Raw genomic sequence first — 22,588 nt, forward strand, 5'->3', positions numbered from 1 at the left:
TGTGGATTGCGGAGCGTGCAAGCGGGCATTTGGCGGAAAATAGGGATAGGGGACCAAGCGTGTCACACCAGCATTACGAACAGCAATATCTCGACCTCATGCGCCGTATCTGGCGCGAAGGCGATGAACGCCGCGACCGGACGGGAATCGGTACGCGCTCGGTCTTTGGCGCCATGTTGCGCTTTGATCTGGCGGGCGGCTCGATGCCGCTCATCACGACCAAGCGCGTCTACTGGAAAACCGCCACGCGCGAGATGCTGTGGTTCCTGACCGGCGACACCAATATCCGCCCGCTGGTCCAGCAGGGCGTGAAGATCTGGAACGAGTGGCCGCACGCGCGCTACGTGAAGGAAACGGGTGATGAAATTGCGCTGGATGACTTTGTCCAGCGCATTGCCGACGATGAAGCATTCGCGGCAACATGGGGCGATCTTGGCCCCGTATACGGTAAGCAATGGGTCGATTGGCCGACCTATGAAAAACAGGCGGACGGGTCATTCAGGCAAGGGCAGGGCATCAACCAGATTGCTGAATTGGTCGAATCGCTGAAGAATAATCCCGGAAGCCGGCGTCACATTATCGAGGGCTGGAATGTTGCCGAACTCGATTCGATGGCATTGCCGCCGTGTCACAAGACCTACCAGTTCCATGTCTCCGAGGGTCGGTTGAACGGACTGCTTTATCAGCGCAGCTGCGATGTCGCGCTGGGGCTGCCGTTCAATCTCTGGTCGGCTGCGCTCCTGCAAAGGATGCTGGCAGAGCAAGCGGGACTGGAAGCGGGCGAATTTGTGTGGATGGGCGGTGATACGCACCTGTATCTCAACCATGAACACCTTGTGGAAGAACAGCTTTCACGGGAACCCCAGGGCCATCCGACGTTTGAGATTCTGCGGCGTCCGGCCTCTATCTTCGACTATCGCATTGAGGATTTCGCGGTTCAGGACTACACGCCGCACGGGCCCATCAAGGCGCCCGTCGCGGTTTGATCCGGCCCTCACTTGACCGTTTCGCCTGCGTGAAATAAAATAACGCGCAAGCGTAAGATTGCGTCTGGAGAGAGTTTATGGCCGACAGGCCCCCTTCCGAGGGTGATCGGGCAGCCGGCAAGGCGGGCGATAACCGTCCGGCCCTATCGCTGCACGTCCCCGAACCCAAGTTCCGGCCGGGTGATACGGTCGACTTCTCCCATATCGATGTGCCCGAGGCCGGCGCGCAGGCGCGGCCAGACGAGGCATGCGATCCGCATCAGATGCAGGACCTTGCATTTGGCCTCGTGCGTGTGCTGGGCGAAGACAACAAGGCGCATGGTCCCTGGGACCCGAAGCTTGATCCTGAAACGCTGCGCACAATGCTGGGCCACATGGCCATGACGCGCGCCTTTGACGAGCGCATGTTCCGCGGTCAGCGGCAGGGCAAGACCAGCTTTTACATGAAATGCACCGGCGAAGAGGCAACCAGCGTGTCCGCTTCGATGGCGCTGGCGGCCGATGATATGGTTTTCCCCAGCTACCGCCAGCAAGGTATCCTGATCCAGCGCGGCTATCCCATGATCGAGATGATCAACCAGATTTATTCGAACAAGGGTGACAAGCTGAAGGGCCGCCAGCTGCCGATCATGTATTCCAGCCGCGAGCACAGCTTCTTCTCGATCTCCGGTAACCTCGCCACGCAGACACCGCAGGCCGTTGGCTGGGCCATGGCGTCAGCGATCAAGGGCGACAGCCGGATCGCGGCAACCTGGGTCGGCGAGGGCAGCACCGCAGAGGGTGATTTCCATTCCGCGTGCCTGTTTGCAGCCGTCTACAACGCGCCGGTCATCCTCAACGTAGTGAACAACCAGTGGGCGATTTCCAGCTTCAGCGGATTTGCCGGAGCAGAGCGGTCGACCTTTGCTGCGCGCGGGGTCGGCTACGGCATCGCCTCGCTGCGCGTCGACGGCAACGATCCGCTCGCCTGTTATGCGGCAGAGCTTTGGGCTGCCAACCGCGCCCGCGCCAATGCCGGCCCGACGCTGATCGAATTTTTCTCCTACCGCGCAGAAGGGCATTCGACCTCCGATGATCCGAGCGGTTATCGCAGCGCACAGGAACGCGAGGAATGGCCGCTCGGCGATCCCGTCATGCGCCTGAAAAACCATCTCATCGAACTGGGCGAATGGGACGAGGAACGTCAGGAAAAGATGGATCTCGAGGCAGCGGAGCACGTCAAGAAAGTCACCAAGGAAGCAGAAGCCAACGGCATCCTTGGCCACGGCCTGCACCACCCGTTCCGCACCATGTTCGAAGATGTGTTCGAAGAGCTGCCATGGCACCTCAAGGAACAGAGCGAACAGGCGATCCGCGAGCGCGAGACGAAATTTCCGGGAGGGCTCGACCTATGAGCACCGAGGTAAAGGAAACCGCTGCGCCGGAGCAGGGCACAGAACGCCGTATCAACATGATCGAGGCGATCAACGAAGCCCTCGACATCACCATGAGCCGCGATGACGATATCGTTATCATGGGCGAGGACGTTGGCTATTTCGGCGGTGTTTTCCGCTGCACTGCCGGGCTCCAGGAAAAATACGGCAAGAGCCGCGTTTTCGACACGCCAATTTCGGAGTGCGGCATCATCGCCGCCGCAGTGGGCATGGGGGCTTACGGCCTTCGCCCAGTGCCTGAAATCCAGTTCGCGGATTATATCTATCCCGGTCTCGACCAGCTGATCTCGGAAGCTGCGCGTTTGCGGTATCGTTCAGCCGGCGAATACATCGCGCCAATGACCGTCCGCTCGCCTTTTGGCGGCGGCATCTTTGGCGGCCAAACCCACAGCCAGAGCCCGGAAGCGATCTTCGCTCATGTATCCGGCCTCAAGACGGTGATTCCGGCAACACCCTATGACGCCAAGGGGCTGCTGATTTCGTGTATCGAAGACAATGATCCAGTGATCTTCTTCGAACCCAAGCGCATCTATAACGGCCCGTTTTCCGGCTATTACGACAAGCCGGTGCAGCCGTGGAAGAAATTCGAAGCGAGCATCGTGCCAGAGGGTTACTACAAAATCCCGCTGGGCAAGGCGCGGCTTGCGACCGAAGGCGAAGAGCTGACAATTTTGGCCTATGGCACCATGGTCCACGTGGTCGAGGCGGTCTGCGCGGAAAAGGGTGTCGAAGCCGACATCCTCGACCTTCGCACCATCGTGCCGCTCGACATCGAAGCCATCGAAGAAAGCGTGAAGAAGACGGGCCGCTGCCTGATCGTCCACGAAGCGACGCGCACGGCCGGTTTCGGTGCGGAGCTTTCGGCGCTCGTGACGGAACGCTGTTTTTATCATCTCGAAGCCCCGATCGAACGCGTGACCGGTTTCGACACACCCTATCCCCACAGTCTCGAATGGGCCTATTTCCCCGGCCCTATCCGTATCGGCGAGGCCCTCGACAAGATCCTGAGCGAGTAACGCGATGACCAAGTTCACCTTCAATATGCCCGACATCGGCGAAGGCATCGCCGAGGCCGAGATCGTCCAGTGGCACAAGAAAGTCGGCGATACCGTCCAGGAAGACGAAGAATTCGTCGACATGATGACCGACAAGGCAACCGTTCCGATGGAAAGCCCGGTCAATGGCAAGATCATCGAAGTCGCCGGCGTCGAAGGCGATATGGTCTCGATCGGATCGATGCTGGTCGTGATCGAAGTCGATGGAGAAGTGCCTGACGACGTTGCCGAGGACAGCGAGACGGCTGCGGCTCCCGCCCCAAAGGCGAAAGAAGTCGAAGAGCGCATTGAGGTCGAAACATCGGACGCCAGCGATGCCGACGATGCCTTGGCTGCCGATCCACAGCCGGAACCGCTGCCGGCGCCCACTCCGGCGCCGGAACCCTCGCACGCAGCCAAGGTCCTGGCTACGCCCGCCGTGCGCAAGCGCGCCAAGGATCTGGGCGTCGATCTGGGGCAGGTGAAGCCTGCCGAAGACGGACGCATCCGTCACGGCGATCTCGACCAGTTCCTGTCATACACTTCAGGCTATTCCCCGGCTGCACCGGCGCGTGCGGACGAGGAGAAGAAGGTCATCGGCATGCGCCGCCGTATTGCCGAGAACATGGCCGCCTCGAAGCGCAACATCCCGCATTTTTCCTATGTTGAAGAAGTCGATGTTACCGATCTCGAAGTGCTGCGCGGACAGCTCAACACCAATCGCGGTGACAAGCCGAAGCTTACCATCCTTCCGCTCCTGATCACGGCAATCTGCAAGACGCTGCCCGATTTCCCGATGATCAACGCGCGCTATGATGACGAGGCGGGTGTGGTCACGCGCTTCGGCGCTGTAAACATGGGCATGGCCGCGCAGACCGATGCCGGACTGATGGTGCCGGTGATCAAGAATGCGCAGGGCATGAACCTGTGGCAACTCGCCAATGAAATCGGCAGGCTTGCCGAGGCTGCCCGCAATGGCACGGCCAAGAAGGAAGAGATGGAGGATGGCACACTGACCGTCACTTCGCTCGGCCCTCTAGGAGGCGTCGCAACCACTCCGGTAATCAATCGCCCGCAAGTCGCCATCATTGGCCCCAACCGGATTATCGAACGTCCGATGTACGTGTCAGATGGCATGGGCGGAGAACGGATCGAGAAGCGTAAGCTGATGAATATATCGATCAGCTGCGATCACCGGGTGGTGGATGGCTATGATGCGGCCAGCTTCGTCCAGGCGCTGAAGCAGCTTCTGGAAACGCCAGCACTGATACTCGTCAACTGATCCCTGTCAGCTTGTTACCGTGCGGGCGCTTCATAGCATCCGTACTGGATATCGATCGCTGATTTGGCCGCGATCGCACCGCTTCCCAGCAGTGCGAGCGATGCGGCGAGTAATACCGTCTGCAACATGCAACTTCCCCCGTTGCCCCACGTGGAAATGCGTCAGCCACACTCGCGCTCGACTGGTTAAATTCGGGTAAAAGCGAGTATCGGAAAACAAACCGAAAAAAGGGACGAAAAGCGCATTGACAGGAATCGGACCGCCGCCTAGATGCGCGGCTCCCAAGAGGCACAGCGCCTAGATGCGCGGGTGTAGCTCAGTTGGTTAGAGTATCGGCCTGTCACGCCGAGGGTCGCGGGTTCGAGTCCCGTCACTCGCGCCACTTGGGACATTCTTCTTTATGACGGATGCGAAACCGGGGCTTCGGCCCCGGTTTTTCGTTATGGGCGATCCTTATTGGCTGGCCGCACCTTCGCGCAGACGCTTCAGGTTGGCTTCGTGCCCGTCCTTGTCGATCTTGTACCGGGTGACGAAGAATAGCGCGCCCAGGTAGAGGGCAAGCAATGATGGCGCGTAGAATGCGCCAAGTTGCCACACCGTGTCCGGATCCACCGTGCCCGGCTCTGCTCCGTCAGGGAAACCGATGCCCGACAGGATGATCCCGGCAGTCAGCACCCCGAGCCCCTGCGTGGTCTTACGCGTGAAGGTCATGGCGGCATAATAGACGCCTTCCGATCTGCGTCCGGTCTTCACCTGATTCGCTTCCACCAGATCGGCGATCATCGAATAGGACACCGCCTGCACGGCAATGATCAGGGCAAGATCGATCACGTTGATGCCCACCACCAGCGGGAACAGCAGCGGATCGCCATTTTCAGGCATCATGCCCACCAGCCTGAGCAGGACGGGAGCTGGCTGGATGGTAAAGGCCAGCACGCCCAGGATAATCGTGCCCCGTTTCTTCCCCACCTTGCGCACGGTCCACGGCGCCAACAGGAAGCCCAGCAGGGCGGAAATCACGACGGTGCAGGTCCAGAGGAATATCTCGAAAGGCGTGAACTCCCAGAAATAGGTCAGCAGCAGGTAGTTGAGTGATGCCGCCAGTCCCGAGGCGATGGCAAACAGCACGGTCGCGAAAAACAGGGCAATGAAGCTGCGCTCGCTAAGCGTTTCAATCATTTCACGAAAAATCCGCCCCACGCTGTACCGTTCGCCGGTGGTTACAGGACGATGCAGGTGCGGGATGCGGCTGTGGGTGCCCACGGCAGAGACCATGATCGCGACAAAGATCAGCGTGCTGCCGATGACTCCGTAAGTCGCATAGGCATCTTGATCGAGCAGTCCTTTGGGTCCGGTCAGGAGCGCGCCAAACATGATGACACTCATCAGGCTGCCGAAGGTCCAGCCGAAGAACAGCCGGTAGGATTGCAGGCTCGTGCGTTCTTCGTATTCGGAAGTGAGTTCCGGAATCAGCGCCGAACTGGGCGTTTCGTAAAAGGTAATGAAGGTGCGGATCAGGATCGCGAGACCGGTAAGGTACAGGAACAGCCCCGCCTGGCTCAGTTCCGGCGGGTTCCACAGCAAGAAATAGCTCAATGCGACCGGAATAGCCGCAGCGTACATGAAGGGATGCCTGCGCCCCCAGCGTGATCGCAGATTGTCGGACCAGTAACCGACCAGCGGATCGGACAATGCGTCGAACACCAGCGCAATCAGGATGGCGAGCCCGACAAGCCCCGGCTCCAGCCCGATGACAGTGCCGTAAAACAGCAGGAGGAAATAATCGAAGCCGTTGTTCTTGATGCCGAAGGCGGCAGCGCCGGACCCGTGGGCCAGTTTGAGCCACAGGGGTAATTTCTCTTCTTCAGCGACTGGATTGCCATTCGCCGCAGCATCGATTGTCAATTGGCCTCTCCCGCCGATCAGGGGAGGGTAGAGCCGTGGGGCTTCAGGTCAATCGTCCTTGGGAGGCGGCGACCAGCTTCCGGTTTCCATCCAGATCAGGAACCGGCGCAGCGGCAGCAGCCAGATCAGGCCGAGGACCAGGTAGATCACCGTCTGCACCAATGCGTGCCAGCCGCCAATCAGTTCGGGAAGGTAGCGCGCGATCAAGATCCCATAGACGAGCAACGCCAGCAGCAAGCCGATCAGGCCGACCGGGATGCGCCAGGTGGGTTCTTCTCTCATGCGAAAGGTCCGTAAAGGCGTGTGGGAGTGACCACGGCATGGAGGTTGCGGTCATGAGGCTCGGCCGGAATCGCGTCGACCAGCTGGCCATCCCAGCCAAGGCCGATGGCGAATGTTTCCGGGTTGGCTTCCAGCCAGCGGTCGTAGTGACCGCCACCCTGGCCCAGTCGCTGTCCTGATTCGGTGAAGCCAACCAGCGGCACAAACAGGATGTCCGGCGTACAGATCTCGGCATCTTCTGCCGGCTGCATCAGCTCGAAAGGACCGGTTTCCAGGTCGCTTTCCTCGAACGGATCGCCAAAATGCGCGAACTGCATCGCGGAATTGCGGTTTTCGAACCGGGGCAATGCAAGCGTGTGTCCGCGCTCGAAAAAGAATTTTGCATAAGAAGCGGGCGGCGCTTCGTGTGGATTGGCGTGATACAGACCGATCACCGTGCCCAGCGGCACCAGTTCCAGCAAAGGAGCGGGCGGCCGGTGGAACACCAGAGCGCGCATACTTTCAGGAAGGGCGGTCACCGCCTCGCGGCGTGCGGTGCGCAGCGCTTGGCGCAATTCCTGCTTGGTTTTTTCGGACACCGAATTGCTACTCCAACCAGTCAGGTAGTGGCGGAACCACCATGGGTCGTTACCGGAAAATCCTCTGACGCGTTCACGTCAGGTGGGCGCCGTATATCCAGATTGCCAGGACAAACCCGCCAACCCGGTAGGGACAGCTCCCTAGATTTGCTTATAGCCTCAGGGATATTCATGCGGCTCGTGCCGGGCAGTCCCGCCGCCCCCTACTTAGGGTGCCGCAGGCCCGCCCTCAAGTGCAGATGCTGCGTTTTCGAATGCGGTTGCCAAACGTTCCAGCCGGGCAGCGATGGCGCTGTTGTCAATCTGGGGCTGCGCGGAGGCAGCAGGTTCCGGGCTGGGGGCAGGTTTGCTGCGGGCTTCGTCTACTTCGTCGGCAAGCATCAGTGATGCAAAAAGCAGGTTCTTGGCTTCGTTGCTGGTGAGGTTGCCGCCCATCGCGGTCAGCTTGTCGTCCACCAGGCCAGCGAGAAATTCGATCCGCTCTTCCTGTCCATCGCCGCAGGCAACGGTATATTTGCGGTCGCCAACGGTGACTCTTACCTCACTCATCGGTCCAGTCCTGCAATCAGATTGTCGAGTTCGGCGAGGCTTTCGGATACCTGTTCACGCAGATTCTCGTGCTTCTGGGCAAGCGCGGAGCTTGGCCCCGAATGACGCGACAAGGCGGCCTGCGTTTCGATACGGGCCAAGGCTTTTTCGATCCTGTCGACAGCCGATGCGATGCGCGCTTCACTCATAACCCGGTGAATTACCAAGATTGGCCAAGCGGTGCAAAGGTTTGCTGCGCGCTGTTGATAACTTGCCCTAAGAGTTCGGCAGCGGAAATGCTTTGCCGCTCCGCCTTGACCTTGCCGCCGCCCTTGGCGATGGGTCTGCGCGCGTCGAATCGACCCCTTTCGCGGAGATACCCAGCATGACAATCGACACTGCCCGCATGGTCCAGATGGCCAATGCCATCAGGGCTCTTTCCATGGATGCGGTGCAGGCGGCAAACTCGGGGCATCCCGGAATGCCGATGGGCATGGCCGACGCTGCGACCGTGCTGTGGACCGAATATCTCCGTCACGACCCCAAGGCACCCGACTGGGCTGACCGCGACCGGTTCGTGCTGTCCGCAGGTCATGGGTCGATGCTGATCTACAGCTTGCTGCACCTTTCCGGCTACGAACAGCCGACGATGGATGACATTCGCAACTTCCGCCAGCTTGGCAGTCCGTGTGCAGGACATCCGGAAAACTTCCTCCTTCCCGGTGTTGAATGCACCACTGGCCCGCTGGGCCAGGGACTTGCGATGGCAGTGGGCATGGCGGTTGCAGAGCGCCAGCTCAACGCGACATTCGGCAACGCGCTGGTCGATCACAAGACATGGGTGATTGCCGGTGACGGCTGCCTCATGGAAGGCATCAACCACGAAGCCATCGGGCTTGCCGGTCACCTCAAGCTAGGCCGGATGAATGTCCTGTGGGACGACAACAACATCACGATCGACGGTTCGACCGACCTGTCGACGAGCGAAGACATCAAGGCCCGCTACGAAGCGACCGGCTGGCACGTCGTCAGCTGCGACGGCCACGATTTCGACGATATCCGCCGCGCTTTGGACGAGGCTCGGGCGGACGAGCGTCCGTCGCTGATCGCGTGCCGCACCGTCATCGGTAAGGGCGCGCCTTCCAAGCAGGGCACCAGCGCAACCCACGGCGCACCGCTGGGCGATGACGAGATCTCGGCTGCACGCGAGTTGCTGGGCTGGGATGCGAAGCCGTTTGAAATTCCTGAACAGGTTTATGCCGACTGGCGCGCCGGCGCAGCAGCGCAGGCCACTGCCCGCGACGAATGGCAGGACCGCCTCAACGCAAGCGCCGACCGTAAGGAATTTCAGCGCCGCATGGCTGGCGATCTGCCTGCAAACTTCAGTCTTGATGGCTACATCCAGAAGCTGATGGCCGAGCCTCAGAAGGTCGCGACCCGCAAGGCGAGCGAGATGGCGCTCGAACAGATCAACCACAAGCTCGCTGAAACCATCGGCGGCAGTGCGGATCTTACCGGTTCCAACAATACCAAGGCGGGCGGCATCGGTCCGTTCACGGCCGACGATTATTCGGGCCGCTATATCTATTACGGCATCCGTGAATTCGGCATGGCCGCCGCGATGAACGGCATGGCGCTGCACGGCGGCATTATTCCGTACGGCGGCACGTTCCTAGTGTTCACCGACTATTGCCGCGGCGCGATCCGCCTTTCGGCCTTGCAGCAGGCGCGCGTGATCTATGTCATGACCCATGACAGCATTGGGCTTGGCGAAGATGGCCCGACGCACCAGCCGATCGAGCATGTGCAAAGCCTGCGCATGATCCCGAACCTCTTGGTCATGCGCCCAGCGGACGTGGTTGAAACCGCAGAATGCTGGGAGTTTGCGCTGCGCCAGAAGGACCGTCCGACGGTCCTCGCGTTAAGTCGCCAGAACCTGCCGCAACTGCGCAATGCTCCGGACGAAACCGACATGGTGTCCAAGGGTGCATATTGCCTGAAAAAAGCCGGTAATGGCCACCAGGTCACGCTCGTCGCGTCAGGCTCGGAAGTGCATGTTGCGCTGGAATGCGCCGAACAGCTCGAGAAGCAGGGCGTGGGCGCGAGTGTCACGTCCATGGTCTGCACGAAGCTGTTCGACGAGCAGGATGCGGCGTACAAGGCCAAGACCATCCCCGCTCATACTCTGCGTGTGAGCATAGAAGCAGGCACGACATTCGGCTGGGAACGCTACACTGGCGAGAACGGCATCAACATCGGCATCGACCGCTTCGGAGCTTCGGCACCGGCAAGCGATCTGTTCGAAAAATTCGGCATCACCGCGGACGCAATCGTTCCGCAAATCATGAACAAATTGAACGGCTAAGCAGGAGCTCTTCTTATGGCGACCAAGGTTGCAATCAACGGTTTCGGACGTATCGGTCGCTTGGTGGCGCGCGCAATTCTGGAGCGTGACGATCACGATCTGGAACTGGTCAGCATCAACGATCTGGCGGACACCAAGTCGAACGCTTTGCTGTTCCAGTACGATTCCACCCACGGCCGCTTCCCCGGCACGGTGGAAGTGGGCGACAATGCCATCATCGTGAACGGCAAGTCGATTGCCGTCACCAGCGAACGCGAGCCCGGCAATCTGCCGCACGGCGAGCAGGGCGTAGACATCGTCCTCGAATGCACCGGCTTTTTCCAGTCCGACGAAGCTTGCCGCCCACATCTCGATGCCGGAGCGAAGCGCGTGCTGATCTCGGCTCCGGCCAAGGGCGTCTCGGCGACCATCGTTTACGGCGTCAACCACGACGTGCTGACTGACGAAGACGTGATCGTCTCCAACGCGAGCTGCACGACCAACTGCCTTTCGCCGATGGCCAAGGTGCTGCACGACACGGTCGGTATCGAGCGTGGTTTCATGACCACGATCCACAGCTACACCAACGACCAGCGTATGCTCGACCAGATGCACAGCGACATGCGCCGTGCACGCGGCGGCGCACAGAACATGATCCCGACCACAACCGGCGCAGCCCGCGCGGTCGGCCTTGTCCTGCCCGAACTGGCCGGCAAGCTCGACGGCAGCTCGGTCCGTGTACCCACGCCGAACGTCAGCCTCGTCGACCTGGTCTTCACGCCGGGCCGCGACACCAGCGTCGAAGAACTGAATTCCGCGCTGAAGGCTGCTGCCGACGGCCCGATGAAGGGCGTGCTCGATTACACCGACCAGCCGCTCGTATCGTCGGACTTCAACCACTATCCGGCCAGCTCGACCATCGACAGCCTCGAAACCAGCGTGATGGAAGGCAAGCTTTGCCGCGTGGTTTCGTGGTACGATAACGAATGGGGTTTCTCCAATCGCATGATCGACACCGCCGGAGTCATGGCGAAGTTCCTCTAAGGAAATTTACATGAGCAATTTCAGGACCCTGGACGACCTTGGTGATATCACAGGCAAGGTCGCGCTGGTGCGCGTCGATCTCAACCTGCCGATGCAGGAAGGTCGTGCCAGCGATGTTACCCGTGTCGAGGCGGCCAAGCCGACGATCCTCGAATTGGCCGACAAGGGTGCCAAGGTCCTGCTGCTCGCGCATTTCGGCCGCCCTAATGGGCAACGCTATTCGACCATGAGCACCAGCATGGTGCAGGGCGATGTCGAGCGGGTGCTGGACCGCGAGATCATGTTCATCCCCGAACTTTCGGGACCCGTGGTCGAACAGTCGATCGGCATTCTCGGCAATGGCGACATCGGCCTGCTGGATAATGTTCGCTTCTGGCCTGGCGAAGAAGCCAACGATCCCGAATTTGCCAAGGCGATTGCCGCTCACGGCGACTTCTATGTCAACGATGCCTTCTCGGCCGCGCACCGCGCACATGCCACCACGGAGGGACTGGCCCACCTGCTTCCAGCTTATGCCGGCCGCGCGATGGAAGCGGAACTCAAGGCGCTCGATGCGGCTCTTGGTAATCCGGAAACGCCGGTCGCTGCGGTCGTGGGCGGGGCCAAGGTCTCCAGCAAGCTGGATGTCCTCGAAAACCTAGTGGGCAAGGTGCAGCATCTGATCATCGGCGGCGGTATGGCCAACACCTTCCTTGCCGCGCGCGGGGTCGATGTGGGCAAGTCGCTTTGCGAACACGAGCTGACCGACACGGCGAACAAGATCATGGACACCGCCGATCACGCCGGTTGCACCGTGCACCTGCCTTATGACGTAGTGGTCTCCAAGGAGTTTGCGGCAAACCCGCCTTCGCTGCGCACCTGCAACGTGCACGAAGTCGCAGCGGACGAGATGATCCTCGATATCGGCCCCCAGGCGGTCGAGGCCTTGGGCGATGTGCTCAAGACTTGCCGCACCTTGGTATGGAACGGCCCGCTGGGTGCTTTCGAGACAGAACCGTTTGATACCGCGACCGTGGCTCTCGCAAAGACCGCAGCCGCGCTCACCGAAAGCGGGACGCTCACCTCGGTCGCAGGCGGAGGCGACACCGTTGCTGCGTTGGCTCATGCCGGTGTGAAGGATGATTTCACCTTCGTATCCACGGCTGGCGGCGCCTTCTTGGAGTGGATGGAAGGCAAGGATCTGCCCGGCGTGGCGGCGCTTAAATCCTAACGATATTCGGGATTGGGGGCATCGAAACGGTGCCCCTTGTTCCATAAATCGACCGAGTTGCCGTGTGCGGGAATGCCGCCGGCGTCCTTCAGCATGCGTGCCATGTGCATCAGGTTCCACGTCATGAAGGTCGTGTTGCGTCTGGTGAAGTCGTTGTCGAAGCCGACGCGGCCGCTGCCGTCTTCCTTCTCATCGCCGTAGCTGGGGCCGGGTCCGGCTTCGCCAATCCAGCCCGCATCGGCTTGCGGAGGGATGGTATAGCCGACGTGCTGCAGAGAATAGAGTACGCCCATACCGACGTGCTTGATGCCATCCTCGTTTCCGGTCACGATGCAGCCGCCGGTCTTGCCGTAGAAGATGTACTGGCCCTGTTCGTTGCGCTGACCCGAATGGGCGTAAAGGCGTTCGATGAGGCGCTGGCACACGCTGGATTTTTCGCCCAGCCAGATTGGCGTACCGATTATCAGGACATCGGCCACCTGAACCTTTTTCCAGATTTCGGGCCAATCGTCCTTCTCCGCGCCGTGGTCAGTCATGTCGGGATACACGCCCGGAGCGATGTCGTGATCGACCAGCCGCACCTGTTCCAGAGCGACATTGTTCCTCACAAGGATTGTTTCGACGACACCGAGCAGCTTGTCCGTATGCGAGCCCTCGGGTGATCGCTTGAGCGTACAATTGATCGTGAGAGCCTTGAGGTCCGAAAAATCGGTCGTGTTCTCGTCACACAAACGGGCTTGGGTTTCGTCCAGCATAGTCTCTCCTTTGCAACTCATACGAATGAGTAGTGGTAAAGTTACGGTCTGGGCGGTTGCAGCAGTTCGGCACGCTTTGTATGGGCGGCGCATACGAATGCACGCACCAGCGAGGACACACATGAATTTCGACGAGATGAAGGCGCAGATGCGCGATGGCCAGGGCTTTGTGGCAGCGCTCGACCAATCGGGCGGCTCCACTCCAAAAGCGCTCAAGGGTTACGGCGTGGATGACACCGCCTGGACCACCGAAGATGAAATGTTCGGCCTCATCCACGAAATGCGCCAGCGCATCATCGAAAGCCCCTGCTTCGGCAACGGCAAGGTGATCGGCGCAATCCTGTTCGAAAAGACCATGGAAGGTGAAAGCGCCGGGAAAAGCGTGCCAGCGCGTTTGAATGAGCGCGGCATCGTGCCGTTCCTCAAAGTCGACAAGGGCCTCGAGGACGAACGTGACGGCGCCCAGCTGATGAAGCCCAACCCCGGCCTTGAAGACATGTGCAACCGTGCGCGTGAACTGGGTGTGTTCGGCACCAAGATGCGCTCGGTTATCAAGTCGGCCAACCCGGTCGGCATCAAGAACGTCGTCCACCAGCAGTTCGCCGAAGGTGCGCGAATCCTGTCCTGCGGCCTGATCCCCATGCTCGAGCCGGAATACGACATCACCGCTGCCGACCGTGCGGAAGGCGAGAAAATCCTTCTTGCTGCGATCGAAGAGGGACTGGATGCGCTGCCCGAAGGCCAGCAGGTCATGCTGAAGCTGTCGATCCCCAAGGAAGCCGGGCTTTATTCCGGCCTTACCAAACACCCGAAGGTGCTGAGGGTCGTCGCTCTGTCGGGCGGATACTCGACCGACGAAGCTTGCCGCGAACTTGCCAGAAACCCGGGCATGATCGCTAGCTTCAGCCGCGGCCTGCTGCAGGACCTGCGCGCCAATCAGACCGATGACGAATTCGACGGCACGCTCTCGAAAGCCATCGACCAGATCCACACGGCAAGCGTGACCTGAGCGCTTATCTCAGTTCATAGCTGAAACGATAATCGGCCGGGCGCAATTCGCGCTCGGCCGTTTTTGCAGGAGATACCTCGGTCAGCGCAACGACGTGACCATGGGTGCCGAATTCCCCGCCGAGCGTGATGTCGGCTGTATCCCGCCATCCAGCTGATGTTATACGTGTTTTGACGATGAGGCGGCCAGCCCACACGCATTGCGCATCGATCGGGCAGCGGCTGTCTTCCACGATCTCCAGAGCCGTTACTTCAATATCGCCTAGCGCCACCGGCTGACCCAGCGGCACCGCGTTTCCGGCGGGCCACGGCGTGCGCCCCTGATTTGGTGCGTCAGGCACAACCACACAGGCGGTGAGGGCAATCGGGGCTATCATGGCGAGCAGTTTCAACATGACACGATCAAGGCGCCCATTGATGTGACGCGAAGCTGAATGTCGACAGCGCGCATGAGCGGCGATAGAGCGCCCTTCATGAAGAAAACAGCCTGTCAGCTATACCTCATCTCGCCCCTCGATGTTTCGGGCGATTTTCCCGCGCGCCTGCAACGCGCGATTGAGGCGGGGAAGGGGATCGTCACTGCTTTCCAGTTCCGCGTGAAGGGCCTGGACCAGCATGAGGCGGCCGCGCTCGCCGAACCTTTGCAGACGATCTGCGAAAAACACGAGGTGGCTTTCATCGTAAATGACGATGTCGCGCTGGCGAAGCGGCTCAATGCCGACGGCGTGCACTTGGGGCAGGGCGACGGTGATCCGCGTGAAGCGCGCGAGGAACTAGGCCGTGAGGCGCAAATCGGTGTCACTTGCCACGGCTCGCGCCACCTCGCCTTGGAAGCGGGCGAGGCCGGGGCAGACTACGTCGCATTCGGTGCCTTTTACCCGAGCAAGACCAAGGAAACCGAGCATCAGGCCGAATTGTCCCTGATCGAGTGGTGGCACCAGATGGTCGAGCTGCCTTCGGTTGCCATTGGCGGTATCACTCCTGAAAATTGCGCGCCCCTGATTGCAGCGGGGGCAGACTTTCTTGCGGTGTGCAGCGCCGTGTGGTCGGGCGATGAAGTAAAGGCGGTTCAAGCCTTTGCGGAGCAAATCGCGCCGGAGTGAGTTGTTACTTCCGAAGGGGCGGGTCGCGTCCCGTTTCAACGGGAGTTTCCATGCGCAATCTACTTTTCATCGCCGTTTCCTCGCTCGCCTTGGCAGCATGCGGAGCCGACGGGCAGGCCGAACAGGACAATACCGAAACGGCGTCGACGCAACCCGCATCCGATCCGGGTTATGAAACCTACAGCGCGGACAATCAGGCCGATACGATGGCGTCGAATGACGATCGCTATCAAAATGAAATGGCCAAGGACACTGCGAGTGATCCGGCCAAGTCTTCGGAGCCAGCAGATACGGAAAAGCGTCCGGTCATGCAGGCCCAGGTCGTACTTGATCGTATGGGCTGGGGCCCCGGCGTCATCGACGGCAAGATGGGCATGAGCACCGAAAACGCGCTCCTGGGATTTCAGGAAGCGAACGATCTGGAAACGACCGGCAAGCTGGACGAGCCAACCAAGCAGGCACTCGCCGATTGGGGAAAAATCCCCGCGACCCGTGTCGTGACCATTCCGGCCAGCTGGAGCGATCTCGAGTTCACCGACATGCCAGAAGAAACGGCGGCCAAGGCCAAGCTTGAAAAGATGGGCTACAAGTCACTCGACGAAAAATTGGCAGAGCGGTTTCACACGACGGTAGACGTCCTCAAGCAACTGAACCCCGGCGGGAAGCCTGCCGGAGTGAAGAATGGCAGTGGAACAGACCCCAAGCCAACCGAAACCCCGGACGTCGAACGGTCTGACGGGGAAGCAAAGGGCTTCTTCACGGCCGGCCAGCAAATCCGCGTTCCCAATATCGGGGCGGACGCCATCAAGGCAGGTTCCATTGGCGATCAGGGTTGGCAGCAAACGCTGGCCAGCCTCGGTGTTGGTAGCGACCAGCCGCAGGTCGACCGCATCGTCGTCAGCAAGTCGAACGACACGCTGCGCGCTTATCAGGGCGATAAGCTTGTCGCGCTGTTCACCGTAAGCTCGGGTTCAAGCGAGTTTCCGCTTCCGATCGGTGAATGGGATATCCTCGGCAAAGCGTACAATCCGCCTTACAGCTATGATCCCAAGGTACTGGGACAGGGTGAAGGTGAAACCTATTCGCTCCCGCCCGGTCCCAATGGTCCGGTTGGCGTGGTCTGGATCGATCTGAGCAAGGAACATTACGGCATTCACGGCACACCCGATCCAGAAACCATCGGACGTGCGCAAAGCAGTGGATGCGTGCGGCTCACCAATTGGGACGCTGCGCGTCTGGCGCAAATGGTATCCCAGTCGACGCAGGTGATCTTCGAAGCCTGATAGGCTAAGGAGCACGCATGAACCTAGTCGACCGCATACTTACCATCGTCGTTACCGCCACGATCACCAGCTTCGTCTGGATCGTGGCGGGCGGCAGCCTGATCGAAAACGCCAACAGCGACAGCCAGCGAGACGCGACAAGGCCAGCCGAAGCTGCGCCGAGTCCTTCGCCGAGCGAAACTGCGCCCGGAGTAGCCGATATGGCTACCGATTCTCCGGAAGCTGGCGCTCTTGATACTCGCACACCAAACGCTCCATCGTCGCAGGACGCCGGACAGTTGATGGTGCCGGTGAAGAACATTCGGCCATCGGATCTGACGGATACGTTCAGCGATTCGCGCGCCGGGGGTGTCCGCCTTCACGAAGCAATCGACATCATGGCGCCCAAAGGCACCAGCGTCGTGGCCGCTGCCCCCGGTACAGTGGAAAAGCTGTTCCGTTCGGATGCGGGCGGTCTGACGATCTATGTGCGCTCACCCGACGGCGAGACGATCCACTATTACGCGCATCTGGATGAATATGCGGAGGGCCTGAAAGAGGGCCAGCGCGTGCGCCGAGGCCAGCGTCTTGGCACGGTCGGTTCCAGCGGAAACGCATCCGACGAGGCGCCGCACCTGCACTTTGCGATATTGCAGACCACCGCAGATGCAGAATGGTGGGAGCCGGCCAACGCCGTAAACCCCTATCCGCTGCTGACTTCGCGCTGAGGCAGTTTAACTGGCGATAGGTCCTGCACGGTGGCAGCGAAGGCGGCCGAGCTTGCCGTTGCGGTCCATTTCCTGAAGCAGTCCGGAAGACAGCAGCATCATGCGGTGGCCCTTCATGGGTCCGCGGGTGAAAGTTACGCGCTTGCCTTCGAGCAGATAAGTGCCCGAGCCTTTGTCGGTACGATAGCTCGACGCTCCGGTGATGGCGAAATTATGGGCGGGCAGTTCCTCCCACGCGGCACCAGTGGCGCTGCCGGGCAGGGCGCAGACGTACTCGCCCTGCGGCAACAAGCCGAGACGGCCCTGTGCCTGTGCGCCCGGTATGGCGCTCAATGCGAATGCTGTTGCAGCGATGCAGATGGCGATGCGGCGTGTCATATCCTTGGCCTCCATCTCGCAATATAGGCGTAATGCCTGAATTTTCCATTGCCTTGCTCCTTTGCCCTGCCTCGGGTAAGGCGCGCGGCGCACGTCCGCCCCGCACGAATCCTCGTGTGAATTCCAAGGGGCGGCGCTCTTTCACATCGAAGGCAGGTTTCTCATGAAGATCAGCGGCGTGGACATCCGTCCGGGCAATATCATCGAATACGAACGCGGCATCTGGAAAGTTGCCAAGATTCAGCACACGCAGCCCGGCAAGGGCGGTGCCTATATGCAGGTCGAAATGAAGAACCTGCAGGATGGCCGCAAGACCAACGTGCGCTTCCGCAGCGCCGATACGGTCGAAAAGGTGCGTCTCGAAACGCAGGACTATCAGTTCCTTTACGAAGATGGCGACATGCTGGTCTTCATGGACCAGGACACGTTCGAGCAAATTACACTGCCTTCCGATCTTCTCGGAGACGCCCGCGCGTTTCTGCAGGACGGAATGCAGGTGAAGCTGGAACTGTGGGAAGAAAAGCCGATTTCGGTCGAACTTCCTGCGCAGATCGAAGCTGAAATCGTCGAGGCCGACGCCGTGGTGAAGGGGCAGACAGCTTCTTCCAGCTACAAGCCGGCCGTACTCGACAATGGCGTTCGCATCATGGTCCCGCCGCATATCGAAAGCGGCACGCGCATCATCGTCGACGTTTACGAACAGACCTACGTCGGTAAAGCCAGCTAAGGGACGCCGTTCATGGGAAAATCCATCGCCAGCCGCTTCGACCATGTCGATATCGCGAAAAGCACTTTGCGGGCCGTCATCATCAACGATGACGAGCTGACGCTGGAGATGGATTTCTGCCTTGAACCGGGCCACCCCGAATACGAGGCACCCGGCGCAGACGAGGCAAACTGCTTCCACCCCGGAATGCTCAAGTTTGCCGGCATTTCCAAGCTCAGCCTCGACCGCCGCGATACGGGCTCGGAAGGCATGCAGCGCCGTTTCGCGATCGACACTTTCAACATCGAGGGCACCAAGTTCGACATGGCCTGTGAGTGGGGCGACATCCACCTGCAGGCGCGTTCGATCCGCGTCCTCACCGAATAAGAGATACCCATGGCTGCAATTTCCGGAATTATCCGCGTGATGGAGAAGGCCGCGCGCAAGGCGGGTGGCCGCCTACGCCGCGACTTCGGCGAAATCGAACACCTGCAGGTGAGCCGCAAGGGACCTGCCGATTTCGTGTCGAAGGCCGACATGCGCAGCGAACGCACGCTCTATGACGAACTGCTCGCAGCACGTCCCGACTGGGGCTTCGAAATGGAAGAGGCCGGCACTATCGAAGGTGCAGAAGGCATGCCGCGCTGGATCGTCGATCCGCTCGATGGCACCAGCAACTTCCTTCACGGCATCCCGCACTTCGCGATCAGCATCGCGGTGCAGGAGCGCAAGCTGGGCAGCGACGATTGGGGCGATGTAACCGCAGCTGTCGTTTACAACCCGGTGACCGACGAGACTTTCTGGGCGGAAAAGACCCGCGGCGCATGGCTGCAAGATGCGCGCCTGCGCGTCTCTTCGCGCCGCAATCTGTCCGACGCGCTTATCGCGACCGGCATTCCGTTCAACGGCCACGGCGATTTTGCTGAATGGTCGAAGATATTCGCCGCCGTTGGTCCCAACGTGGCAGGCATCCGGCGCTATGGCGCAGCTTCGCTTGACCTCGCGTGGCTTGCCGCTGGCCGTTTCGACGGCTTTTGGGAAAGCGGCCTCAACGATTGGGATACTGCTGCAGGCTGCCTGATCCTGCGCGAAGCGGGCGGCTTTGTGTCCGACTATCGCGGTCGTTCGCAGCCGATCCATTCCAAGCAGGTTCTGGCCGCAAACGATGCTTTGCATTCAAAGCTGCACAAAATGCTCGTTAACGCCTTGAAGGCATGAGCTTGCGCGGCTAATCACCCGCGCACGCCCGGGGCCCCTGTGGTGGAATTGGTAGACGCGCTCGACTCAAAATCGAGTTTCTTCGGAAGTGCCCGTTCGAGTCGGGCCAGGGGCACCATTCCTTTTTTGTTGTAACCATCACGGATTCCGGCACGAACAGCCGGACCGAGATGCCATTTCGGCAAAAAGGGATTGAACATGACAAGCCGCAACCATGCAGCCGCCATTGGCGCAGCGCTCCTGCTCACCGTGGCGAGCCAGATTTTCTACATCACGATCGTCTCCGGCTCCGACAATGAGATGCTCCGGCCGATGACGTGGTTCACCGAGCTGTTTGCTTTCACGGCGGTTACGGTGCTGTCCTTTGCGCAAGCTATCAGGCGCCCGCACAGGGCCGTCCTGTGGTCGATGATCGGCTTTTCGGGGTTGCTGAACGTGCTCCAGGTCTCAATTGGCCTGTCGATGTTCGCCCCAGCGATGGAAGCTGGCGAGAGCGTGCCACAATTGTTTGCGGCGATCCTGGCGGGTGCGTTCTTTCTCTATTTCCTGGCAAAACTCGTACTGGGCATCGCCGCCATAGAAGTTGGGACGAACCTTTATCGCAGGGGCTCTGCTGTGGGCAAGGTGACCGGGCTGCTCGCGCTTGTTGCCGGTATGGCTGCTATCGGCCTCAATTTCCTGGCCATGGTTGATGCCAAACCGTGGACCTTTGCTGCTGGCGGAGCGGGCACGGCAGCCACCGCGCTGTTGGCGCTTGCCCTTTTTGTGCAGGCCAAAGACACCGCTGCAGCGCCTGAAGCATGATCCAGATTGGCAATAAGAGCGAAAACCCCTTGATATTCCGGCAGAGCGGTGGAATTCAGCGCCCCGGATGATCGGGATCCCGTCCTATCACGCGATTGCCGCCATGGCGGTAACCATCGCCATGTTCGTCGCTTTTGCGCGCGGGCGGATGTCCATCGAAATTATATCGCTGCTGACAATCGCGGTGATTGCTGTCGGCTTGTATTTCTTCCCTCTGGAAGGCAGCGAGCCGACGGACGGACTCCAGCTCGCATTTTCCGGTTTCGGTCATTATGCATTGATCACCATCTGCGCGCTCATGGTGATGGGGCGCGGCCTGGTGGTTACCGGTGCGCTGGAACCGGCTGCTCGTGTGCTGGAGAGGATCTTCAAGGTCAATCTCCAGCTTGGCCTGCTGTTTTCACTGGTCGTCTGTTTCTTCCTTTCGATGTTCGTCAACAACACCCCGGTCTTGGTGCTGCTGATCCCGATTTTCGTGGCGCTGGCAGAGCGCGGCCTGATGCCCGCGTCCAAGACGTTGATCCCGCTCAATGCCGCATCGCTGCTGGGCGGGGTGGCGACAACGATCGGTACATCGACGAACATCCTGGTCGTTTCCATCGCGGTCGATCTGGGGATGGAGCGTATGGGCGTGTTCCATTTCACCCCCATCGTCATCGTCGCCTGCCTTGTCGCTCTTCCATACGTCTGGCTGGTCATGCCGCGGATGCTGAAGAATAATCACATCGAGCAGGTCCACGCACTTCGCCAGTTTGAAACGCGGCTTCGCGTGACAGAGCAATCGATCCTCAATGGCAAGGAATTGTCCGAAGTCGCATCGCGCCTGCCAGACGGCATTGCCTTTCACGATGTTCCGCCGGGCCTCCTGCGCCCACAGCACCGGCTGTTGATGACCGGTACCCACGCCGCCATCGAAGAAGCGATGTCGGTACTGAGGGGCGATGCCGCCCCCAGCTGGGTGATCGACCGAATCCGGCGCAGCTCGCACAGCGAGGGCACCGACATTGCGGTTGTCGAAATGACCGTGACGGCGGATTCGCGCCTCATTGGACGCACGCTGCCTAGCTCGGGTATCGCCGATCTCTACGGCGTGGCCGTGATCGGCACGCACCGTCCGGACAGGCTACTCGGCGAAAAGGACAGTTTTTCCGAAGGCGGCGATATGCGCCTGATGGAAGGTGACGTCCTGCTCGTCATGGGATTGCCCGATGACATCGCCAAATTCGAACGAGCAGACAGCCTCCTGACCCTTGAAGGCCGGCGCGAGCTGCCGCGACGTTCAAAAGCAGTACTGGCGGCTGCGATCATGGGTGCAGCAGTTGCGCTGGCCTCGGTCGGGCTGCCGTTCTTCGGGGCGCAGGGTTTCTACCTGTTGAAGGTGCCGATTGCGATTTCTGCGCTGCTTGGCGCGATCCTGATGTTTGTGACAGGGTGCGTGAAATTCGACAGGGTTGGCCGCGCCTTGTCGGCGTCCGTGATCGTGCTGGTTGCCTCCAGTATCGCGCTGGGCCGCGTGATCCTTGAAAGCGGGGCGGCGGACTGGATCGGCCTCGTCATGGCGAGCGGGCTGCAATACCTCACTCCGGCGGCTTCATTGGCAGTGATCATGCTGACCATGACGGTCATCACCAATTTCGCGTCCAACGCCACGGCTGCGACCGTGGGAACCCCGATTGCCTTTGCCATTGCTCTCCAGCTTGGCCTGCCGCCAGAGCCTATGGTGCTCGCGGTGCTGTTCGGCTGTAACCTGTGTTATGCCACCCCGATTGCCTATCAGACGAACATGCTGATCATGTCCGAAGGCAGCTACGAGTTTTTCGACTATGTCCGGACCGGCGTGCCGTTGGTTATCCTCATGGTCATTTCATTATCGGCGGCGCTGGTCTTCACCTACGGTCTGTAGGGCTTTCCTACCGGGGCAGGCTCTGCCAGACAGGGCGCGAAATCGGGAAACGGGCGGGCTGGCCGATTTGCCCCCTGGACCGTGTTCCATGTGTTCC

General features: G+C 60.2%; 24 protein-coding genes, 2 tRNA genes and 1 other RNA gene. 18 read left to right on the forward strand and 9 right to left on the reverse strand.

What is annotated here, in order from left to right; translation table 11 throughout:
• The first annotated feature begins 59 nt into the window (after positions 1-59).
• From thyA to K3166_RS04500, 5 genes are all read left to right on the forward strand, one after another.
• Entirely contained in the window at positions 60-986 is a 927-nt protein-coding gene (gene thyA / locus K3166_RS04480) for a thymidylate synthase (RefSeq protein WP_221423484.1), read from the forward strand.
• A gap of 77 nt (positions 987-1,063) precedes the next feature.
• Positions 1,064-2,380, forward strand: a complete 1,317-nt coding sequence (locus K3166_RS04485) for a 3-methyl-2-oxobutanoate dehydrogenase (2-methylpropanoyl-transferring) subunit alpha (protein WP_221423485.1) — start codon at positions 1,064-1,066, stop codon at positions 2,378-2,380.
• On the forward strand, positions 2,377-3,435 hold the full coding sequence (locus K3166_RS04490; protein WP_221423486.1) for an alpha-ketoacid dehydrogenase subunit beta: 1,059 nt from the start codon (positions 2,377-2,379) through the stop codon (positions 3,433-3,435). Before K3166_RS04485 ends, K3166_RS04490 begins: the two co-directional genes overlap by 4 nt.
• Before the next feature lie 4 nt (positions 3,436-3,439).
• Entirely contained in the window at positions 3,440-4,735 is a 1,296-nt protein-coding gene (locus tag K3166_RS04495) for a dihydrolipoamide acetyltransferase family protein (RefSeq protein ID WP_221423487.1), read from the forward strand.
• A gap of 305 nt (positions 4,736-5,040) precedes the next feature.
• Positions 5,041-5,117: transfer RNA gene (locus tag K3166_RS04500), tRNA-Asp, on the forward strand.
• A gap of 71 nt (positions 5,118-5,188) precedes the next feature.
• Here the strand turns inward: K3166_RS04500 and K3166_RS04505 are convergent.
• The 6 genes from K3166_RS04505 to K3166_RS04525 all read right to left on the reverse strand — a co-directional run bounded on the left by K3166_RS04505 (position 5,189) and on the right by K3166_RS04525 (position 8,237).
• Complete coding sequence (locus K3166_RS04505; RefSeq protein WP_247714730.1) at positions 5,189-6,640, reverse strand: MFS transporter; 1,452 nt, start codon at positions 6,638-6,640, stop codon at positions 5,189-5,191.
• A 48-nt stretch (positions 6,641-6,688) separates the two neighbouring features.
• Positions 6,689-6,922, reverse strand: coding sequence for a DUF2842 domain-containing protein (locus tag K3166_RS04510; protein ID WP_221423488.1), 234 nt, complete (start codon positions 6,920-6,922; stop codon positions 6,689-6,691).
• On the reverse strand, positions 6,919-7,500 hold the full coding sequence (locus tag K3166_RS04515; RefSeq protein WP_221423489.1) for a 5-formyltetrahydrofolate cyclo-ligase: 582 nt from the start codon (positions 7,498-7,500) through the stop codon (positions 6,919-6,921). Before K3166_RS04515 ends, K3166_RS04510 begins: the two co-directional genes overlap by 4 nt.
• A gap of 29 nt (positions 7,501-7,529) precedes the next feature.
• A non-coding RNA gene (gene ssrS, locus K3166_RS13555) (6S RNA) lies at positions 7,530-7,697 on the reverse strand.
• Between the two features lie 10 nt (positions 7,698-7,707).
• Positions 7,708-8,049: a cell division protein ZapA gene (locus tag K3166_RS04520; RefSeq protein ID WP_221423490.1), complete on the reverse strand. Its 342-nt coding sequence runs from the start codon at positions 8,047-8,049 to the stop codon at positions 7,708-7,710.
• A complete protein-coding gene (locus tag K3166_RS04525; RefSeq protein WP_221423491.1) occupies positions 8,046-8,237 on the reverse strand; it encodes a hypothetical protein in 192 nt (63 codons plus the stop codon). Before K3166_RS04525 ends, K3166_RS04520 begins: the two co-directional genes overlap by 4 nt.
• A 176-nt stretch (positions 8,238-8,413) precedes the next feature.
• Between K3166_RS04525 and tkt the strand changes: the two genes are divergently transcribed.
• From tkt to K3166_RS04540, 3 genes are read left to right on the forward strand one after another with little or no spacing between them, the layout of a single operon-like run.
• On the forward strand, positions 8,414-10,393 hold the full coding sequence (gene tkt, locus K3166_RS04530; RefSeq protein WP_221423492.1) for a transketolase: 1,980 nt from the start codon (positions 8,414-8,416) through the stop codon (positions 10,391-10,393).
• Between the two features lie 15 nt (positions 10,394-10,408).
• Positions 10,409-11,416, forward strand: coding sequence for a type I glyceraldehyde-3-phosphate dehydrogenase (gene gap / locus K3166_RS04535; RefSeq protein WP_221423493.1), 1,008 nt, complete (start codon positions 10,409-10,411; stop codon positions 11,414-11,416).
• A gap of 10 nt (positions 11,417-11,426) precedes the next feature.
• On the forward strand, positions 11,427-12,626 hold the full coding sequence (locus K3166_RS04540; protein ID WP_221423494.1) for a phosphoglycerate kinase: 1,200 nt from the start codon (positions 11,427-11,429) through the stop codon (positions 12,624-12,626).
• On the opposite strand, the gene K3166_RS04545 is transcribed toward K3166_RS04540, so the two are convergent.
• Positions 12,623-13,381 (reverse strand): flavodoxin family protein, encoded by a 759-nt coding sequence (locus tag K3166_RS04545; RefSeq protein ID WP_221423495.1) that lies wholly within the window; start codon positions 13,379-13,381, stop codon positions 12,623-12,625. The genes K3166_RS04540 and K3166_RS04545 overlap by 4 nt on opposite strands.
• Before the next feature lie 121 nt (positions 13,382-13,502).
• Here K3166_RS04545 and K3166_RS04550 point away from each other — a divergent pair, with 121 nt between their 5' ends.
• Positions 13,503-14,390, forward strand: coding sequence for a fructose bisphosphate aldolase (locus K3166_RS04550; RefSeq protein ID WP_221423496.1), 888 nt, complete (start codon positions 13,503-13,505; stop codon positions 14,388-14,390).
• Positions 14,391-14,394: 4 nt separating this feature from the next.
• Here the strand turns inward: K3166_RS04550 and K3166_RS04555 are convergent, their stop codons facing one another.
• Entirely contained in the window at positions 14,395-14,784 is a 390-nt protein-coding gene (locus tag K3166_RS04555) for a hypothetical protein (protein ID WP_221423497.1), read from the reverse strand.
• Positions 14,785-14,838: 54 nt separating this feature from the next.
• On the opposite strand from K3166_RS04555, the gene thiE reads away from it, so the two are divergent.
• Genes thiE through K3166_RS04570 form a run of 3 tightly spaced genes read left to right on the forward strand, consistent with a single transcriptional unit; the run spans position 14,839 to position 17,482 of the window.
• Entirely contained in the window at positions 14,839-15,492 is a 654-nt protein-coding gene (gene thiE, locus K3166_RS04560) for a thiamine phosphate synthase (RefSeq protein ID WP_247714731.1), read from the forward strand.
• 50 nt (positions 15,493-15,542) lie between these two features.
• Positions 15,543-16,775 carry a L,D-transpeptidase family protein gene (locus K3166_RS04565; protein ID WP_221423498.1) on the forward strand — a complete coding sequence of 411 codons (1,233 nt, stop codon included), beginning with the start codon at positions 15,543-15,545 and terminating at the stop codon, positions 16,773-16,775.
• A 17-nt stretch (positions 16,776-16,792) separates the two neighbouring features.
• Complete coding sequence (locus tag K3166_RS04570; protein ID WP_221423499.1) at positions 16,793-17,482, forward strand: M23 family metallopeptidase; 690 nt, start codon at positions 16,793-16,795, stop codon at positions 17,480-17,482.
• 6 nt (positions 17,483-17,488) lie between these two features.
• Here the strand turns inward: K3166_RS04570 and K3166_RS04575 are convergent, their stop codons facing one another.
• The gene (locus K3166_RS04575) at positions 17,489-17,860 is read right to left on the reverse strand and encodes an elongation factor P (RefSeq protein ID WP_247714732.1); all 372 of its coding nucleotides are present in this window, start codon (positions 17,858-17,860) and stop codon (positions 17,489-17,491) included.
• A gap of 163 nt (positions 17,861-18,023) precedes the next feature.
• Between K3166_RS04575 and efp the strand changes: the two genes are divergently transcribed.
• The 6 genes from efp (at position 18,024) to K3166_RS04605 (ending at position 22,491) form a co-directional block, all read left to right on the forward strand.
• Positions 18,024-18,587 carry an elongation factor P gene (efp, locus tag K3166_RS04580; RefSeq protein ID WP_221423500.1) on the forward strand — a complete coding sequence of 188 codons (564 nt, stop codon included), beginning with the start codon at positions 18,024-18,026 and terminating at the stop codon, positions 18,585-18,587.
• 12 nt (positions 18,588-18,599) lie between these two features.
• The gene (locus tag K3166_RS04585; RefSeq protein WP_221423501.1) at positions 18,600-18,953 is read left to right on the forward strand and encodes a hypothetical protein; all 354 of its coding nucleotides are present in this window, start codon (positions 18,600-18,602) and stop codon (positions 18,951-18,953) included.
• Positions 18,954-18,962: 9 nt separating this feature from the next.
• Positions 18,963-19,784 (forward strand): inositol monophosphatase family protein, encoded by an 822-nt coding sequence (locus tag K3166_RS04590; RefSeq protein ID WP_221423502.1) that lies wholly within the window; start codon positions 18,963-18,965, stop codon positions 19,782-19,784.
• Between the two features lie 33 nt (positions 19,785-19,817).
• Positions 19,818-19,902, forward strand: a tRNA-Leu gene (locus K3166_RS04595).
• A gap of 80 nt (positions 19,903-19,982) precedes the next feature.
• Positions 19,983-20,588 carry a hypothetical protein gene (locus K3166_RS04600; protein ID WP_221423503.1) on the forward strand — a complete coding sequence of 202 codons (606 nt, stop codon included), beginning with the start codon at positions 19,983-19,985 and terminating at the stop codon, positions 20,586-20,588.
• A 67-nt stretch (positions 20,589-20,655) separates the two neighbouring features.
• A complete protein-coding gene (locus K3166_RS04605) occupies positions 20,656-22,491 on the forward strand; it encodes an SLC13 family permease (RefSeq protein WP_221423504.1) in 1,836 nt (611 codons plus the stop codon).
• Positions 22,492-22,588 lie beyond the last annotated feature (97 nt).

Origin of the sequence: Qipengyuania psychrotolerans, assembly GCF_019711355.1 — a bacterium.
Classification (GTDB): domain Bacteria; phylum Pseudomonadota; class Alphaproteobacteria; order Sphingomonadales; family Sphingomonadaceae; genus Qipengyuania; species Qipengyuania psychrotolerans.

What these genes read in the sequence shown, in the direction of transcription:
- tkt (WP_221423492.1), top strand. Translation starts at nt 8,414, where the DNA reads ATGACAATCGACACTGCCCGCATGGTCCAGATGGCCAATGCCATCAGG.
- K3166_RS04540 (WP_221423494.1), top strand. Translation starts at nt 11,427, where the DNA reads ATGAGCAATTTCAGGACCCTGGACGACCTTGGTGATATCACAGGCAAG.
- thiE (WP_247714731.1), top strand. Translation starts at nt 14,839, where the DNA reads ATGAGCGGCGATAGAGCGCCCTTCATGAAGAAAACAGCCTGTCAGCTA.
- K3166_RS04510 (WP_221423488.1), bottom strand. Translation starts at nt 6,922, where the DNA reads ATGAGAGAAGAACCCACCTGGCGCATCCCGGTCGGCCTGATCGGCTTG.
- K3166_RS04555 (WP_221423497.1), bottom strand. Translation starts at nt 14,784, where the DNA reads ATGTTGAAACTGCTCGCCATGATAGCCCCGATTGCCCTCACCGCCTGT.
- K3166_RS04495 (WP_221423487.1), top strand. Translation starts at nt 3,440, where the DNA reads ATGACCAAGTTCACCTTCAATATGCCCGACATCGGCGAAGGCATCGCC.
- K3166_RS04550 (WP_221423496.1), top strand. Translation starts at nt 13,503, where the DNA reads ATGAATTTCGACGAGATGAAGGCGCAGATGCGCGATGGCCAGGGCTTT.
- K3166_RS04570 (WP_221423499.1), top strand. Translation starts at nt 16,793, where the DNA reads ATGAACCTAGTCGACCGCATACTTACCATCGTCGTTACCGCCACGATC.
- K3166_RS04545 (WP_221423495.1), bottom strand. Translation starts at nt 13,381, where the DNA reads ATGCTGGACGAAACCCAAGCCCGTTTGTGTGACGAGAACACGACCGAT.
- K3166_RS04525 (WP_221423491.1), bottom strand. Translation starts at nt 8,237, where the DNA reads ATGAGTGAAGCGCGCATCGCATCGGCTGTCGACAGGATCGAAAAAGCC.
- K3166_RS04575 (WP_247714732.1), bottom strand. Translation starts at nt 17,860, where the DNA reads ATGACACGCCGCATCGCCATCTGCATCGCTGCAACAGCATTCGCATTG.
- K3166_RS04485 (WP_221423485.1), top strand. Translation starts at nt 1,064, where the DNA reads ATGGCCGACAGGCCCCCTTCCGAGGGTGATCGGGCAGCCGGCAAGGCG.
- gap (WP_221423493.1), top strand. Translation starts at nt 10,409, where the DNA reads ATGGCGACCAAGGTTGCAATCAACGGTTTCGGACGTATCGGTCGCTTG.
- K3166_RS04565 (WP_221423498.1), top strand. Translation starts at nt 15,543, where the DNA reads ATGCGCAATCTACTTTTCATCGCCGTTTCCTCGCTCGCCTTGGCAGCA.
- K3166_RS04520 (WP_221423490.1), bottom strand. Translation starts at nt 8,049, where the DNA reads ATGAGTGAGGTAAGAGTCACCGTTGGCGACCGCAAATATACCGTTGCC.
- efp (WP_221423500.1), top strand. Translation starts at nt 18,024, where the DNA reads ATGAAGATCAGCGGCGTGGACATCCGTCCGGGCAATATCATCGAATAC.
- K3166_RS04590 (WP_221423502.1), top strand. Translation starts at nt 18,963, where the DNA reads ATGGCTGCAATTTCCGGAATTATCCGCGTGATGGAGAAGGCCGCGCGC.
- K3166_RS04490 (WP_221423486.1), top strand. Translation starts at nt 2,377, where the DNA reads ATGAGCACCGAGGTAAAGGAAACCGCTGCGCCGGAGCAGGGCACAGAA.
- K3166_RS04600 (WP_221423503.1), top strand. Translation starts at nt 19,983, where the DNA reads ATGACAAGCCGCAACCATGCAGCCGCCATTGGCGCAGCGCTCCTGCTC.
- K3166_RS04605 (WP_221423504.1), top strand. Translation starts at nt 20,656, where the DNA reads ATGATCGGGATCCCGTCCTATCACGCGATTGCCGCCATGGCGGTAACC.
- K3166_RS04585 (WP_221423501.1), top strand. Translation starts at nt 18,600, where the DNA reads ATGGGAAAATCCATCGCCAGCCGCTTCGACCATGTCGATATCGCGAAA.